The sequence below is a fragment of the Massilia litorea genome, from assembly GCF_015101885.1.
GTDB lineage: Bacteria > Pseudomonadota > Gammaproteobacteria > Burkholderiales > Burkholderiaceae_D > Telluria > Telluria litorea.
This window is the reverse complement of sequence record NZ_CP062941.1, coordinates 3,848,905-3,862,779: the sequence shown is the minus strand read 5'-3', so window position 1 is coordinate 3,862,779 and position 13,875 is coordinate 3,848,905. Positions and strand designations below refer to the sequence as shown.

The following is a 13,875-nucleotide window of genomic DNA, read 5'->3' as shown; positions in this document are numbered from 1 at the left end:
CGCTGTCCGCAAGGTTTAGAGTTTGCGTTAGATCAAAGCGAGCGGATTAAACGAGCTCGAGCGTGGCCGTCCGCCCTATTGGGCGAAGGTACCGGCGACCAGCCCGCGCAGCCACTGGTTGCCCGGGTCCTGGTTGTAGCGCCGGTGCCAGAACATATTGGTCTGCAGCGGCGGCAGCTTCAGGGGCGGCGTGATCCAGGCCAGGCCGAAGGGCGGCCCGGCCCGCTCGGCCAGCTTCTGCGGCACCGTCACCACCAGGTCGCTGGCCTGGACGATGTAGGGCACGGCCGTGAAATGCGGCACCCGGAAGCGCGTCGAGGCGCCGATCCCGGCCTTTTCCAGCAGCTGGTTGATGCGGTCGTAAGGACTCTCGCTGGAGTCGACGAACAGGTGCTCGGCGGCGGCGAAGCGGGCCAGGTCGACTTTGCCTTCGGTGAGCGGATGGCCGCGCCTGACCATGCTCACATAGGGCTGGCGAAACAGCAGGCGCTGATACAAGGCTTCGGAAATGTCCTCGAAGGGACCGATCGCCAGGTCGACCCGCCCGCTCTCCATTTCTTCCTTGAGCGCGATACTGCCCGCGCGGCGCGAGCTGATCTGCAGGTGGGGCGCCGCCAGGCGGCAGCGTTCGATCAGGGCCGGCATGAAATGCAGCTCGCCGACGTCGGTCATGGCGATCGTGAAGCGGCGCGTGCTGGCGGCGGCTTCGAAGGCGCTGCGCTGGTTCAGGGCCAGCGCGACCTGGGCCAGGGCGGCGCCGACCGGTTCCGCCAGGCTTTGCGCGAAGGGCGTGGGCTGCATGCCCTGCCCCGTACGCACGAACAGCGCGTCGCCGAACAGGCGGCGCAGGCGCGCCAGCGCATTGCTGACGGCCGACTGGCTGAGGTTCAGGCGGCGCGCCGCGTTCGAAATCTGGCGTTCGCGGTAGACTTCCTGGAACACGGCCAACAGGTTCAGGTCGATATCGTGCGGCTCGATCACAAGGGACTCCAGTATTTAGCAGATGAATAGTCTACATTCATCTATTCACGTCGTAAAATGCCAACGCCTGACTTAGAGTGCACGGAAATACTGCAAGGAGATCCGCATGACCCAGCACATCGGTACCGAATCCGCTTACCAATCAGCTTATTTGTCTGGATTCGGCAACGAATTCGCCACCGAAGCCCTGCCCGGCGCCTTGCCGAAGCACCGCAATTCGCCCCAGCAGGTCGCCTATGGTTTGTACGCCGAGCAGCTTTCCGGCACGGCCTTCACGGCCCCGCGCGCGCATAACCGCCGCTCCTGGCTGTACCGCATCCGGCCGGCGGCCATGCACGGGCCGTTCGAACAAATCGACAAGGGCCGCATCGTCGGCAGTTTTACCGACGTCGCCCCGCCGCCGAACCAGATGCGCTGGAGTCCGCTGCCGCTGCCCGATGCGCCCACCGATTTCGTCGACGGCTGGGTCACCATGGCCGGCAACGGCTCGCCGGAAAGCATGACCGGTTGCGCGATCCACCTGTACGCGGCGAACCGCTCGATGACCGACCGCTTCTTTTACTCGGCCGACGGGGAACTGCTGATCGTGCCCCAGCAGGGCCGCCTCGAGATCGCCACCGAGCTCGGTACGATCGCGCTGGAACCGCAGGAAATCGCCGTCGTCCCGCGCGGCGTCCGCTTCCAGGTGCGCCTGCCGGACGGCACCGCGCGCGGCTATATCTGCGAGAACTTCGGCGCCCTGTTGCGCCTGCCCGACCTGGGGCCGATCGGCTCGAACGGCCTGGCCAACCCGCGCGACTTCCTGACGCCCGTCGCCCGCTATGAAGAACGCGAAGGCGATTTCCAGCTGGTGGCGAAATTCTGCGGCAACCTGTGGAGCGCCAAGATCGGGCACTCCCCGCTCGACGTCGTCGCCTGGCACGGCAACTACGCGCCCTATAAATATGACCTGCGCCACTTCAACACCATCGGCTCGATCAGCTACGACCATCCGGACCCGTCGATCTTCCTGGTCTTGCAGGCCCCTTCCGACACCCCGGGCGTCGACACCCTCGACTTCGTGATCTTCCCGCCGCGCTGGCTGGTCGGCGAAGACACCTTCCGCCCGCCCTGGTTCCACCGGAATGTCGCCAGCGAATTCATGGGCCTGGTGCATGGCGCCTACGACGCCAAGGCCGAGGGCTTCGTGCCGGGCGGCGCCAGCCTGCACAATTGCATGAGCGGGCACGGACCGGATGCGGCGACCTTCGACAAGGCCAGCACGGCCGATACGGGCAAGCCGGCGAAGGTCGGTGACACCATGGCCTTCATGTTCGAAACCCGCAACGTGCTCTGCCCGACCGCGCACGCCCTCGCTTCCCCGCAGCTCCAGGCCGGGTATCACGACTGCTGGGCCGGCATCCGGAAAAACTTCCGGCCGACGCCGTAAGGGAGCGGCCCGATGGCGCACCAGCACATCCTGCATGTCGAGACCCGCGGCCGCGGCACCCGCGACATCACGCACGAGGTGGCGCAAGTCGTCGCGGCGTCCGGCATCGCCTGCGGGCTGGCCCAGGTCTTCGTCCAGCACACCAGCTGCTCGCTGACGATCACGGAGAACGCCGACCCCGACGTGCGGCGCGACCTCGACACCGTACTGGGACGCCTCGCGCCGGACGGCGACCCGGCCTACCGCCACAATGACGAAGGCCCCGACGACATGGCGGCGCACGCGCGCAACGTGCTGACCGATACGGGTATCACGGTCCCGGTCGGCGGCGGCCGGCTGCTGCTCGGTACCTGGCAGGGCATCTTCCTATGGGAGCATCGGACCAGGCCGCATCGGCGCACGGTGGTGGTCACGGTCATCGGCTGAATCGGCCCCGCAGCTGGGACTGCGCTGTCGAAATAATTTACAGTGGTCAACTACTATTGTGTTTTCCACACCTCAAATAAATGCTGTTCATTAACAAATCAAGCACTTACGCACGCTGGCACGCCCTTTGCATATAGATGGGCTGACAACTAAAAAGAGGGTTGACCATGTACGCAACGAAGATGAAGAGCATCCTGATTGCAGCAATCGCAGCAACCGGCCTGGCAGCAGGCAGCGCCATGGCAGGACCAACGATGGACGAGTTCCTGAAATCGTACGACAGCGCCAGCTCGGGCGCCGGAACCGAACTGAGCTTTTTCGAAGATGCAACCGGCAACGATTACAACCAAAACGACCTGACCAAGATCGACGGTACCAACGGCGCGACGTTCGACGCGGCGACCGGTTTGTTCGTGATCAATGTTGCCGCACCAGGACCAGGTTATTTCCTGCTGAAGTTTGGCACCGGCGGCAGCAATACCAATCTCGACACCTATGTCTTCAAGAATACCGGCGACCTGACGCAACTCGTCTGGAGCAGCTCCCAGGTGAATTTCCTGAGCGGTGGTGACTGCTCGGACACCAAGAATGATAACAACTGCAACATCGGCCGCCTGAGCCACATCACCTACGTGCCGGGCGACGACGGCACCGGCGGTCCTGGCGGCAATCCTGGCGAAGTGCCGGAACCGGCTTCGCTTGCCCTGCTGGGCGCGGGCCTGGCCGGCATGGCCCTGCGCCGCCGCAGCCGTCAATAAGCCTTCGATCCTGCGATCAGGCGAAAAAAATGGCGCCCCGCAGGGCGCCATTTTCCATTGCGTCGGACGGTTTTAATTGACCGTGACGGCAACCGATTTCGTGCTGGCGTTGCCGGCCGCGTCGCGCGCGGTGACCGAAACCGTATGGGTGCCGGCGCGCTCCTTTTTGGTGTTCCAGCTGTACGACAGCGAACCGCCGCTGCCGCTGGCCTTCAGCACGCCGTCGATCGACAGGCTGGTGCGGATGCCGGCGGCGCCCGCGTTGTCGGTGGCGCTGACGCTCACCGCCACCGTACCGTTGACCGCGCCGGCGACCGGGTTGGTGATGTTGACGCTTGGCGCGATCGTGTCGCTCGGCACCGAGGTGGTGACGTTGGCGACGTTCACCGACACCGTGCTCGAGGCGCCCGCATTGCCGGCGGCGTCATACGCGACCGCGACCAACGCGGCCATGCCGTTCGGCGAACCGGCCGAGTTCCAGCTGAAGCTGTACGGCGCGGCGCTGTCGGTGGCGACCACGGTGCCGTTCACCTTCAGCTCGACGCGGGCCACGCCGACGTTGTCAAGCGCATTCACGCTGACCGGCACCGAACCCGACACCGTGCTGCTGCCCAGCGGCGCGGCAATCGAGGCCGTCGGCGCGGTGGTGTCGACCGTGCTGACGAAGGCGCGGGCGGCGCTGACGGCGGCCGCGGCGTTCACGCGGCCATAGCCGAACACCGGATCGCGGCCGGCCGCGCCCAGGTCGACCGCGGTCTTGAACAGCAGCGACTCGACCTGCGCCGAGCTCAGGTCGGGACGCGATGCCATCATCAGGCCGGCCACGCCTGCGGCGACAGGGCTGGCGAACGAGGTGCCGTTCCAGGCCGAATAGCCGAGCGCGTTGTTGGTGGTCCAGATGCCGGTGCCGGGCGCCGCCAGCGAGACAAAGCTGCCCCAGCTGGAGAAGCTCGATTTGGCGTCGTAGCTGTCGGTCGATGAGACGATGATGAAGGCGGTGTCGGGCACCACGTTTTCATCGACGTTGTTATTGCCGGCCGAGATGAAGACCAGGCCGCCCTTGCTCTTCATGTAGTTCGAGGCGCTTTTCACGGCCGAGCTGCCCGCGATGCCGACAAAACTGACGTTGGCGACGCGCGCGCCGTGGTCGGCGGCGTAGGTGATGCCGCTGGCGATGGTGCTGAAATAGGCCTGGCAGGCGCCGGCCGCATCCTTGAACACGATACGGATCGGCATGATCTTCGCGGCGCCGGCGATACCGGCCACGCCCAGCGCATTGTTGGTGCTGGCCGCGGCCGTGCCGGCCACCGCCGTGCCATGGCCGCACAGGTCGCTGGTGTCGGTATTGTTGTCCTGGACGTTGAAGCCGGGAACGATGCGGTCCTTCAGGTCCGGGTGGGCGACGTTGACGCCGGTATCGAGCACGGCGATCGTGATGCCGCTGCCCTGGGTGCTGTCCCAGGCGGTCGGGGCGCCGATCTTGCCGATGTGCCAGGCGCTGCCGATGTAAGGATCGTTGACGGCCATCGCGACCGTGACTTTACGGTCGAGCTCCGCAAACTTGAGTTCCGGGCGGCGCGCCAGCTTGGCGACCACGTCCTCTTCCGACAGGCCGGGCGGCAGGTCGACGATCTGCATGCGGCTCTGGCCGACCTTGCGGCGCTTGCCGCCGTGGGCCTTGACCAGGTCGTCGAGCTCGGCGTCGGAGAGGCCGGCGCGCGCTTCGATCAGGATGCGGCCGCGCGCGAATTCGCCAGGCTGTGCGGCCTGGGCGCTGGCGCCGAACGAGAGGACGAGACTGGCGACTGCCAGTGCGGCGGCGGTTTGACGCAGGGAGAAGAGGTTGGAAGCATTGATCATGGCAAGCGAATCCTGTTAGGTAGAAATCACAGGAATGCTGGCCGTATGCATCCGGGCGAACGAAAGCTCGCAACACGGAATGTCGATGCCTGGCAGTCCTGCCGTCATGGAGCCATGCATGGCTCGGTAGACCGTTGACTTTGCGTCCACCGCTTTCGCGGTGTTTGCCCTTTTCAGTTACTGAGCAGAGTGTAGCCCTGGAATTTCCGTAAGGCAACCTAAACACGCATGCGCGTGATCTCTGTCGTATTTCTGCTAAAGAATATGGCGGTTGCAAGTTCAAAATCTTGGCGGCAGGATACCTCGTTTACTCAGCAATGCAAAATATTGATGAGTCCTGATGTCACAATGTCATCGCAGCGTCGTGGCCGAATTGCCACAGCTAGCGGAAATACGGCGGCAGGTTGGCGGCGATCTGCGCGAACTCGGCCTCGGTCAGGGGCAGGCGCCGGAACGCCGCCCAGGCCTCGCGCGGACGCAGGTTATTCCCCTGTGCCGAGTCGGTCCCGTAGAGCACGCGCCCCATGCCGACCTGGCGCAGGCGCTTTGCCAGCAGTGCGGCCGCCTCCGCGCTGATGTCGCGGTCGGCGATCGAGGCGACGTCGAACCACAGGTTGCGCGTGCTGCGGCTGCCGCTTTCGGCGGCCGCGGCCAGGGTGGCAAGCACCTCGCGCGCCGGCGGATCCTCGAAGCCCGGCCCGCTCCCGCCCAGGTGCGCGACCTGCACCGGCACGTCGGGCGCGGCCGGCAATACCTTGTCGAGGAAGGCCTGCGCTTGCGCCGCGCCGTAGGGCCGCTTGTTGCGGATGCTGGCGCGCATGTGCACCACGATGGCCATGCCCGCGCGGTTCGCAGCCGCGAACACCTCGGCCAGGCGCTTCAGGTGCGCCTCCTGGTCGAGCTGCACGTCGGAATTCCCGAGATGCAGCTTGAGGCCGCGCTTCAGCCCGGGCTTGCCGGCGCAACGCCTGATCTCGTCGATTGCGTAATCCTTCAGGGGATTGACGCCGCAAAACGCGATCAGGCGGTCCGGAAACTGCGCCGCCTGCGCCGCCGTCCAGTCGTTCTCGCGCCTGACCTGCGCGTATTCGTCCTCGACCGCGCGGCGCGGGCTGCCATACATATACGCGGTCGACAGCAGCACCGCCTTGCGGATGCCGGCCGCGTCGAGCAGCCCGATCACTTCTTTCGCCTGCACCGGCCTCAAGCCCGCGTCCGGTCCCAGCAGTGCAAGGATCTCGTCGCTGAAGACGTGCTGGTGGTAGTCGCCGGCGGGCGTCGGCTGGGCGGCGGCGGCGCCGCACACCAGCGCGGCCGCCAGCGCGGCCAGCTTGAACAGTCGGTTTCGCATGCTTGTCTCCCTTGGTCTGGTGGCCGCACATTAGCACCGCCGCCGCCGCCCTGCCCGGCCGCCGCGACGGCCGGTCGAAAGCGATGGCCGAAGCGCGTGCGCCCGCGGATGAACCGTCATGGCCCGCCTGCGCAGGCCCGGGCGCGGCCCTGCGTGCGGTGCGCGGGCCGCGCCAGGCCGCGTGCGATGATGCCGGCGAATGATCGCGCGCCGCCGGCGCCCCCGGATGCGGCCCGCCATGCCGCTGGAGACCAATGCACACGCCATGATGACCGACATACTGATCATCCTTTTCCTGATCCTCCTGAATGGCGTATTTGCGATGTCGGAACTGGCGCTGGTCTCGGCCAGGCGCATGCGGCTGGAGAAATCGGCGGGCGAAGGCAGCCGCGGCGCGCGCACGGCGCTCGGGCTCGCCGACGAGCCGAGCCATTTCCTCTCCACGGTGCAGGTCGGCATCACCCTGATCAGCATCTTCAACGGCGCCTTCGGCGAGGCCTCGCTGGTGGCGCACATGACACCCCAGCTCAAGCAAATGCCGCTGCTCGCGCCCTACGCCTACCAGGCCTCGCTCGGCCTGGTGGTGGTGTGCATCACGATTGCCTCGATCATCCTCGGCGAACTGGTCCCGAAGCGGATCGCGATGGCCTATCCGGAAGCGATGGCCACGCTGATTGCGCCGCCGCTACGGATGCTGTCGACGATCATGTCGCCCTTCGTGAAGATGCTGGCGCTCGCCACCGAGGCCATCGTCCGCCTGATCGGCATCGGCCGCCACAAGGATGAGGCGCCGACCGAGGAAGACATCACCGGCATGATCAAGGAAAGCACCGACGCCGGCGTGTTCGAGAAAACCGAATACGATATCGTCTCGCGCGCCCTGCGCCTCGACGACCGCCACCTGAAGGCGCTGATGACGCCCCGTGTCGACCTGACCCTGGTCGACCTGGACCAGCCGCGCAGCGAGAACCTGGCGCGCGTGGCCGCCAGCCACTACAGCCGCATGCCGGTCTGCCGCGGCGACCGCTCGCAGATCATCGGTTTCGTGCACACCCGTGAGCTGCTGGCCCAGGCGGTGCGGGCCGGCTCGCTCGACGCGATCGATATCGAGGCGGCGGTGCAGGAGATCCTGTACGTGCCGGAAACGGTCAGCGCGATGGCCCTGCTCGAGCTGTTCAAGAAAAACAATGCGGAGATCGCGCTGATCGTCGACGAATACGGCGACATCCAGGGCATGGTGACCCTTACCGACGTGATGAGCGCGCTGGTGGGCGAGGTCACCGTCATCGGCGAACAGGGCGAACCCGACGCGGTCCAGCGCGAAGACGGCAGCTGGCTGCTCGACGGCGGCGTCGCGCTCGACCGCTTCCGCGACCTGATGGGCACCGACCTGCGCTTCCCGGGCGAAGAAGCCGGCACCTACCACACGCTGGCCGGCTTTATGCTCTACCAGCTCGGCGTCATCCCGCGCGCGGCCGACACGGCGCAGTGGGGAGACTACCGTTTCGAAGTCGTCGACATGGACGGCAACCGGATCGACCGGCTGCTGGTCAGCCATGTACCCGCTCCGCAGGCCACAGCGCGCCACGCAGGCACGACGCCTGAAACCAGCTGATTCCGTGGAGGCGCGCAACCCCCGGCGCCCGCACACGACGGCCCCGGCGCTGCTGTAAATTATTTCGACAAGCTGCCCTGCCTTCGCCTTTTTCCATGGTTCGCGGCCGGTGCAACTTGAAAACCGCCACCATGTATGCGAGCTAGATATTCTTTACGTCTTTGCCACTTTCCTTGGTCGGATTCATGCGGCAATCGCTCCACATCGGCGTTCTCTTCCCGAATACCGTGCTCGGCAGGGAATTTCCATTTTCAAGCCCCTGGGCCTCGATAGCGCGCCTGATTGAAACGTGACATCGAGGTAAACCAAGTCATTCGGAAGATTTTACATGTCACGTTCTTGCTGCTGAGCTATACACGCCTAAACGTTTGATTCCATTCGTTGTATTCGCGCTGGTTCGCAAATTGCTTCGCTTACGGTGTTGTGTTCGGTAGTTACAGATGTGAAAACTGTTACAAAGGGAACGTCATGAAATCAGCAATCCTCAAACTTGCGGTGAGCGCGGCCTGCCTCACCGGTGCCGCGCCGGCTTTCGCCGACCTCGTCTACACGAACGGCACCCAGACGACCGGAACCGGACTCGGAGCCGTCTCGACGGTCGTGACCGTGCAGGACAATGGCCAGGGTAACGGGAACCCGCCCAACGTCAACGGCATCCAGTCCGGATGCGTGACCTTCACCAGCGGCAACCCGGGAACGCCCGCCCAGACCTGCGACCAGGGGCTGCAAGGCGGTGACAACACGGCCGGCAACGCCGGCAACAATACGTATTTCCTCAGCGATATCGCCGGCCTCACCAGCGCCGGCCAGCTGGGCTTTACGGTGAACATCAGCGAAGGCGCTCCCGGCAACACGGCCACGCTCACGGACCTTTACCTGAGCCTCTTCAATACGGCGACCAGTACCCGGACCTTTTACTCGTACACGGGACCGGACCTGGTGCTCGGCGACAGTGGCGGCATCGGGCAATCCGGCCTGAACCTGTTCCTGCTGGACGACGCCCAGGCCGCGGCGGCCATGCTGGCCTGCCCGGTACTGTCGCAATGCGTGGTCGGCGGCGGCATCCAGTTCGCGCTGGGGACCACCCAGGCGGCACCGGAAACCGTGTACGTCGGCGCATTTGAGCGCGGCGGTACGGGCGGTCCCGGCGGCGGCGAAGTGCCCGAACCGGGCTCGGTCGCACTGCTGGGCGCGGGCGCGCTGGCCATCGGCGCGCTGCGCCGTCGCAGCAAGGCCAAGGGTCGATAAGCCGGGGCATGCCGGCGCAGGCGCCACGTCCCGGCAGCACCGGACGCGGCGCCTTTTTTTTCGCGCAGGCCGGGGCTTCAGGCGCCGTGCTCCTGTGTGCCAATCAATTTGGCGCTGTTCGCGTTAAGTGTGGAATTCTGAACGGCTGAGGTCCAACCGGGACATATTCCACACTTAACGCGAACAGCGCCTTAATTTTCCGTTAATACTGTCCAGTTAATATGTGCTCCTGAACGTCCGTTCTACGAATCAAGGAGCGCACCCTGGATGCCATCCACCTGGGACCACTGGTCCTGCCGCTGCGGGTCGTGAGTCCCCTCACAGCACTCGCCGTCGCCAACCTTGCCGCCTGGGCCTGGCAACGCCGGCGCGGCATCGATGCCGGCCCCGCCCTGTGGCGCATGACGGTCTGGGGCTTCGTCGCAGCCCGTGCCGCCTTCGTCTTCAAGCACTTCGATACCTACCTCGCCGCGCCTTTGTCGATGCTCGACATCCGCGACGGCGGCTTTGTCGCCTTTGCCGGCCTGCTGGCCGCCTGTGCGGCCGGTTTCGAGCAGCTGCGCCGCCAACCCGCGCTGCGCCGGCCGCTGCTCGGGGCGGCGCTGGCGGGCATCCTGGTCTGGGCCGGCACCGGACTGGCCATCCAGGCCAGCCAGCCGGCCAGCAGCCCACTGCCCGAGCTCGCCTTCCGGCGCCTCGACGGCAGCGCGGTGCGCCTCGCCGAGTTCAAGGGCAAGCCTGTCGTGCTCAACCTGTGGGCCACCTGGTGTCCGCCCTGCCGGCGCGAGATGCCGGCCATGGCGGCGGCGCAGGCGGCCAGTCCTGACGTCGCCTTTGTTTTCGTCAACGCCGGCGAGGAGCCCGATACGGTACGGCGCTATCTCGCGGCGCAAGGCCTGTCCATGCCGAACCTGCTGCTCGACGGTCCGCGCGCGCTGGCCCCGGCCGTGGGCGCGGCCGGCTATCCGACCACGCTGTTCTACGACCGCCGCGGCATGCTGGCCGGGCGCCACCTGGGCGAGTTGTCGCGCGCGGCGCTGGACGAACAATTGAGCGGGCTGCGCAAGGCGCCCTGACATGCCATCATTCACCCGGGCGCTGGCCGGATGGCACACCTTGTACGATCCAGCTTGACCAAATCCAGGGGAGAATGAACATGACAGTCGACTGGATCCACTTCACACCCTGGGCCTCGCTCATCGGCGGCATGCTGATCGGCCTGGCCGCGGCGCTCCTGATCCTGCTGAATGGCCGCATCGCCGGCATCAGCGGCATCCTCGGCGGCCTGCTGCGCCCGAGCCATGGCGACACCGCCTGGCGCGCCCTCTTCCTGCTCGGCCTGGTGCTCGCGCCGGTCCTCTACGCGCTCTTCAAGCCGCTGCCCGAACTGCACGTCGACGCCGGCAGCGGCATGCTGCTCGGCGCCGGACTGCTGGTCGGCATCGGCACCCGCTACGGTTCCGGCTGCACCAGCGGCCACGGCGTGTGCGGGGTAGCGCGCCGCTCGCCCCGTTCGCTCGCCGCAACCGGCCTGTTCGTCGGCGCCGGCTTCGTCACCGTGTACCTGGTACGCCACGCCCTCGCCTGAGGAATACCCCATGCAACTCGTATTCGTTTTCGCCATCGGCCTCCTGTTCGGCATCGGCCTGATCGTCTCCGGCATGACCGACCCCGGCAAGGTGCTCGGTTTCCTCGATCTCGCGGGGAACTGGGACCCGTCGCTGCTGTTCGTGATGGGCGGCGCGACCCTGGTCGCGGCCATCGGTTTCGCCCTGGCGCGGCGGCGCGGGCGGACGCTGTCCGGGGCGCCGATCAGGCTGCCCACAAGCACCGCCATCGACCGCCGCCTGGTGATCGGCAGCCTCGTCTTCGGCGCCGGCTGGGGCCTGGCGGGCTTCTGTCCGGGGCCGGCCCTGGCCTCGCTCGGCACCGGGCGCGGCGAGCCGTTGCTGTTCGTCCTCGCGATGGTCGCCGGCATGGCCTTGTTCGAGCTGGCCGAATGGCTGCGGGCACGCGGTCCGAAAATGGCCTGAGTCCGTCTCCGCTGCCGTAGAATGCGCGGCGAGGAGAACGCCATGAACCCGATCCAGCTGTTCGACGCCGAATCGTCGACCTATACTTACATCCTGGCGGCCGCCAACGGCGAGGCGGCCATCATCGACCCGGTCGACCGCCATTGCGAGCGCGATCTCGCGCACCTGCGCCGGCTTGGCCTGCGGCTCGCCTACGCGCTGGAAACCCATGCCCATGCCGACCACGTGACCTCGAGCGGCCGCCTGCGCGAGCTGACCGGCGCGCGCGCCTGCGCCCCGAGCGGCTGCGGCATCGCGCCGGCCGAAGTCCAGCTCGAGGATGGCGACGTGGTCCGCTTCGGCGGCGAGGAGGTCCGTGTCCTGCACACGCCCGGCCATACCGCGGGCAGCGTCAGCTTCCTGTGGCGCACCAACCTGTTCACGGGCGACACCCTGCTGATCGACGGCTGCGGCCGCACCGACTTCCAGGGCGGCAGCGCGGGCGACCTGTACGACAGCGTCCGGGATAAACTGTTCGCCCTGCCGGACGAGACCCGGGTCTGGCCGGGGCACGATTACCGCGGCCAGAGCGTCTCGACCATCGGCTGGGAGAAGCGCAACAACGCGCGCCTCGCCGGGCGCAGCCGCGACGATTTCATCGCCCTGATGGCGGCGCTCGACCTGCCGCAGCCGAAGATGATCGACGTGGCGCTGCCGGCGAATCGGCGGCTGGGGTTGGTGCACACCGTCTGACCCGCCATTCCATCCCCGCCGATGCCCATATGCATTAGAATCATTGACTTTTGCATACCGGCGCAGGCGGCAATGGCAGACCCAAAACAAGAACTCAAACGCGGCCTCAAAAGCCGCCACATCCAGCTGATCGCCCTCGGCGGCGCGATCGGCACCGGCCTCTTCCTCGGCATTGCCCAGACGATCCAGATGGCCGGACCCGCGGTCCTGCTCGGCTACGGCGTCGCCGGCCTGGTCGCCTTCCTGATCATGCGGCAGCTGGCCGAGCTCGTGGTCGAGGAACCGGTTGCCGGTTCCGTCAGCTATTTCGCCGACAAATACGGCGGCCACATGGCCGGCTTCATCTCGGGCTGGAACTACTGGGTGATGTACATCCTCGTCAGCATGGCCGAGCTGTCGGCGGTCGGCATCTATGTCCAGTTCTGGTTCCCGGAGGTGCCGACCTGGGTGTCGGCCCTCGTCTTCTTCGCCATCATCAATTCCTTCAGCCTGCTCAACGTGAAGGCCTTCGGCGAGCTCGAATTCTGGTTCGCCGTGATCAAGGTCGTCGCCGTGATCGGCATGATCCTGTTCGGCGGCTGGCTGCTTGTGTCGCACACGGCCGGCCCGGAGGCGGGCGTGGCCAACCTGTGGCGCCATGGCGGCTTCTTCCCGAACGGCGTGCAGGGCCTGGTGATGGCGATGGCCATCATCATGTTCTCCTTCGGCGGGCTGGAACTGATCGGCATCACCGCCGCCGAAGCGGACGATCCTGCCCGCTCGATCCCGCGCGCGACCAACCAGGCCCTGTACCGCGTGCTGATCTTCTATATCGGCTCGCTCTTCATCCTGCTGTCGCTGTTCCCGTGGCAGAAGGTCGCCAGCGGCGGCAGTCCCTTCGTCCTGATCTTCGCGGCCCTGAACAGCAATGCCGTCGCCACCGTCCTCAATGTCGTCGTGCTGACGGCCGCGCTGTCGGTCTACAACAGCGGCGTGTACGCCAACACGCGCATGCTGTATGGCCTCGCGGCCCAGGGCAATGCGCCGCGTGCGCTCCTCAAGCTCACCCGCAGCGGCGTGCCGCTGGCCGCGCTCGGGGTCTCGGCGCTCGCCACCGGCGCCTGCATCCTGGTGAACTACTTCCTGCCGGCCGAAGCCTTCGGGATGATGATGGGACTGGCGACGGCGGGCCTGATCATCAACTGGGCCACGATCTCGCTCGTGCATTTGCGCTTCCGCGCTGCAAAGGCGGGGTCCCGCACCGGCTTCCCGAGCCCCTTCTACCCGCTCGCGAACTACCTGTGCCTGGCCTTCCTGGCCGGGATCACGGTGGTGATGTACCTGATCCCCGGCATGCGCATCTCGGTCTACCTGATCCCGGTATGGCTGCTGGTGCTGTGCATCGGCTACGTGGTGCGCCAGCGCCGCGCCCGCGCCGCGCTGGCCTGAGCGAGCCTCGCGCC

Annotated in this window: 13 protein-coding genes and 1 riboswitch; of the genes, 10 read left to right on the top strand and 3 right to left on the bottom strand. The window is 66.4% G+C overall.

Features of this window, described 5'->3' with window-relative positions; all coding sequences use genetic code 11:
* Positions 1-75 precede the first annotated feature (75 nt).
* Positions 76-981, bottom strand: coding sequence for a LysR family transcriptional regulator (locus tag LPB04_RS17400; RefSeq protein WP_193685761.1), 906 nt, complete (start codon positions 979-981; stop codon positions 76-78).
* A gap of 106 nt (positions 982-1,087) precedes the next feature.
* On the opposite strand from LPB04_RS17400, the gene hmgA reads away from it, so the two are divergent.
* From hmgA to LPB04_RS17385, 3 genes are all read left to right on the top strand, one after another.
* Positions 1,088-2,410 (top strand): homogentisate 1,2-dioxygenase, encoded by a 1,323-nt coding sequence (gene hmgA / locus LPB04_RS17395; protein ID WP_193685760.1) that lies wholly within the window; start codon positions 1,088-1,090, stop codon positions 2,408-2,410.
* Positions 2,411-2,422: 12 nt separating this feature from the next.
* A complete protein-coding gene (locus LPB04_RS17390) occupies positions 2,423-2,836 on the top strand; it encodes a secondary thiamine-phosphate synthase enzyme YjbQ (protein ID WP_193685759.1) in 414 nt (137 codons plus the stop codon).
* A gap of 167 nt (positions 2,837-3,003) precedes the next feature.
* Positions 3,004-3,594: a PEP-CTERM sorting domain-containing protein gene (locus tag LPB04_RS17385; protein ID WP_193685758.1), complete on the top strand. Its 591-nt coding sequence runs from the start codon at positions 3,004-3,006 to the stop codon at positions 3,592-3,594.
* 72 nt (positions 3,595-3,666) lie between these two features.
* Here LPB04_RS17385 and LPB04_RS17380 read toward each other — a convergent pair whose 3' ends face one another.
* Positions 3,667-5,454 (bottom strand): S8 family serine peptidase, encoded by a 1,788-nt coding sequence (locus LPB04_RS17380; RefSeq protein ID WP_193685757.1) that lies wholly within the window; start codon positions 5,452-5,454, stop codon positions 3,667-3,669.
* A gap of 88 nt (positions 5,455-5,542) precedes the next feature.
* Positions 5,543-5,633, bottom strand: a riboswitch (cyclic di-GMP riboswitch).
* A gap of 203 nt (positions 5,634-5,836) precedes the next feature.
* Complete coding sequence (locus LPB04_RS17375; RefSeq protein WP_193685756.1) at positions 5,837-6,805, bottom strand: amidohydrolase family protein; 969 nt, start codon at positions 6,803-6,805, stop codon at positions 5,837-5,839.
* A 265-nt stretch (positions 6,806-7,070) separates the two neighbouring features.
* Between LPB04_RS17375 and LPB04_RS17370 the strand changes: the two genes are divergently transcribed.
* The 7 genes from LPB04_RS17370 (at position 7,071) to LPB04_RS17340 (ending at position 13,861) form a co-directional block, all read left to right on the top strand.
* The gene (locus LPB04_RS17370; RefSeq protein ID WP_307727232.1) at positions 7,071-8,420 is read left to right on the top strand and encodes a hemolysin family protein; all 1,350 of its coding nucleotides are present in this window, start codon (positions 7,071-7,073) and stop codon (positions 8,418-8,420) included.
* A gap of 468 nt (positions 8,421-8,888) precedes the next feature.
* Positions 8,889-9,668, top strand: a complete 780-nt coding sequence (locus LPB04_RS24110) for a PEP-CTERM sorting domain-containing protein (RefSeq protein ID WP_227496455.1) — start codon at positions 8,889-8,891, stop codon at positions 9,666-9,668.
* A gap of 308 nt (positions 9,669-9,976) precedes the next feature.
* A complete protein-coding gene (locus LPB04_RS17360; RefSeq protein WP_227496454.1) occupies positions 9,977-10,744 on the top strand; it encodes a TlpA disulfide reductase family protein in 768 nt (255 codons plus the stop codon).
* Between the two features lie 80 nt (positions 10,745-10,824).
* The gene (locus tag LPB04_RS17355; RefSeq protein ID WP_193685755.1) at positions 10,825-11,256 is read left to right on the top strand and encodes a YeeE/YedE family protein; all 432 of its coding nucleotides are present in this window, start codon (positions 10,825-10,827) and stop codon (positions 11,254-11,256) included.
* A gap of 10 nt (positions 11,257-11,266) precedes the next feature.
* Positions 11,267-11,701: a YeeE/YedE family protein gene (locus tag LPB04_RS17350; RefSeq protein WP_193685754.1), complete on the top strand. Its 435-nt coding sequence runs from the start codon at positions 11,267-11,269 to the stop codon at positions 11,699-11,701.
* 42 nt (positions 11,702-11,743) lie between these two features.
* The gene (locus tag LPB04_RS17345; protein WP_193685753.1) at positions 11,744-12,433 is read left to right on the top strand and encodes an MBL fold metallo-hydrolase; all 690 of its coding nucleotides are present in this window, start codon (positions 11,744-11,746) and stop codon (positions 12,431-12,433) included.
* 72 nt (positions 12,434-12,505) lie between these two features.
* On the top strand, positions 12,506-13,861 hold the full coding sequence (locus LPB04_RS17340; RefSeq protein WP_193685752.1) for an amino acid permease: 1,356 nt from the start codon (positions 12,506-12,508) through the stop codon (positions 13,859-13,861).
* Positions 13,862-13,875 lie beyond the last annotated feature (14 nt).

Excerpts from the sequence above, each read along its gene's own strand:
- hmgA (WP_193685760.1), top strand. The coding sequence starts at position 1,088 with ATGACCCAGCACATCGGTACCGAATCCGCTTACCAATCAGCTTATTTG.
- LPB04_RS17390 (WP_193685759.1), top strand. The coding sequence starts at position 2,423 with ATGGCGCACCAGCACATCCTGCATGTCGAGACCCGCGGCCGCGGCACC.
- LPB04_RS17385 (WP_193685758.1), top strand. The coding sequence starts at position 3,004 with ATGTACGCAACGAAGATGAAGAGCATCCTGATTGCAGCAATCGCAGCA.
- LPB04_RS17380 (WP_193685757.1), bottom strand. The coding sequence starts at position 5,454 with ATGATCAATGCTTCCAACCTCTTCTCCCTGCGTCAAACCGCCGCCGCA.
- LPB04_RS17375 (WP_193685756.1), bottom strand. The coding sequence starts at position 6,805 with ATGCGAAACCGACTGTTCAAGCTGGCCGCGCTGGCGGCCGCGCTGGTG.
- LPB04_RS17370 (WP_307727232.1), top strand. The coding sequence starts at position 7,071 with ATGATGACCGACATACTGATCATCCTTTTCCTGATCCTCCTGAATGGC.
- LPB04_RS24110 (WP_227496455.1), top strand. The coding sequence starts at position 8,889 with ATGAAATCAGCAATCCTCAAACTTGCGGTGAGCGCGGCCTGCCTCACC.
- LPB04_RS17355 (WP_193685755.1), top strand. The coding sequence starts at position 10,825 with ATGACAGTCGACTGGATCCACTTCACACCCTGGGCCTCGCTCATCGGC.
- LPB04_RS17350 (WP_193685754.1), top strand. The coding sequence starts at position 11,267 with ATGCAACTCGTATTCGTTTTCGCCATCGGCCTCCTGTTCGGCATCGGC.
- LPB04_RS17345 (WP_193685753.1), top strand. The coding sequence starts at position 11,744 with ATGAACCCGATCCAGCTGTTCGACGCCGAATCGTCGACCTATACTTAC.
- LPB04_RS17340 (WP_193685752.1), top strand. The coding sequence starts at position 12,506 with ATGGCAGACCCAAAACAAGAACTCAAACGCGGCCTCAAAAGCCGCCAC.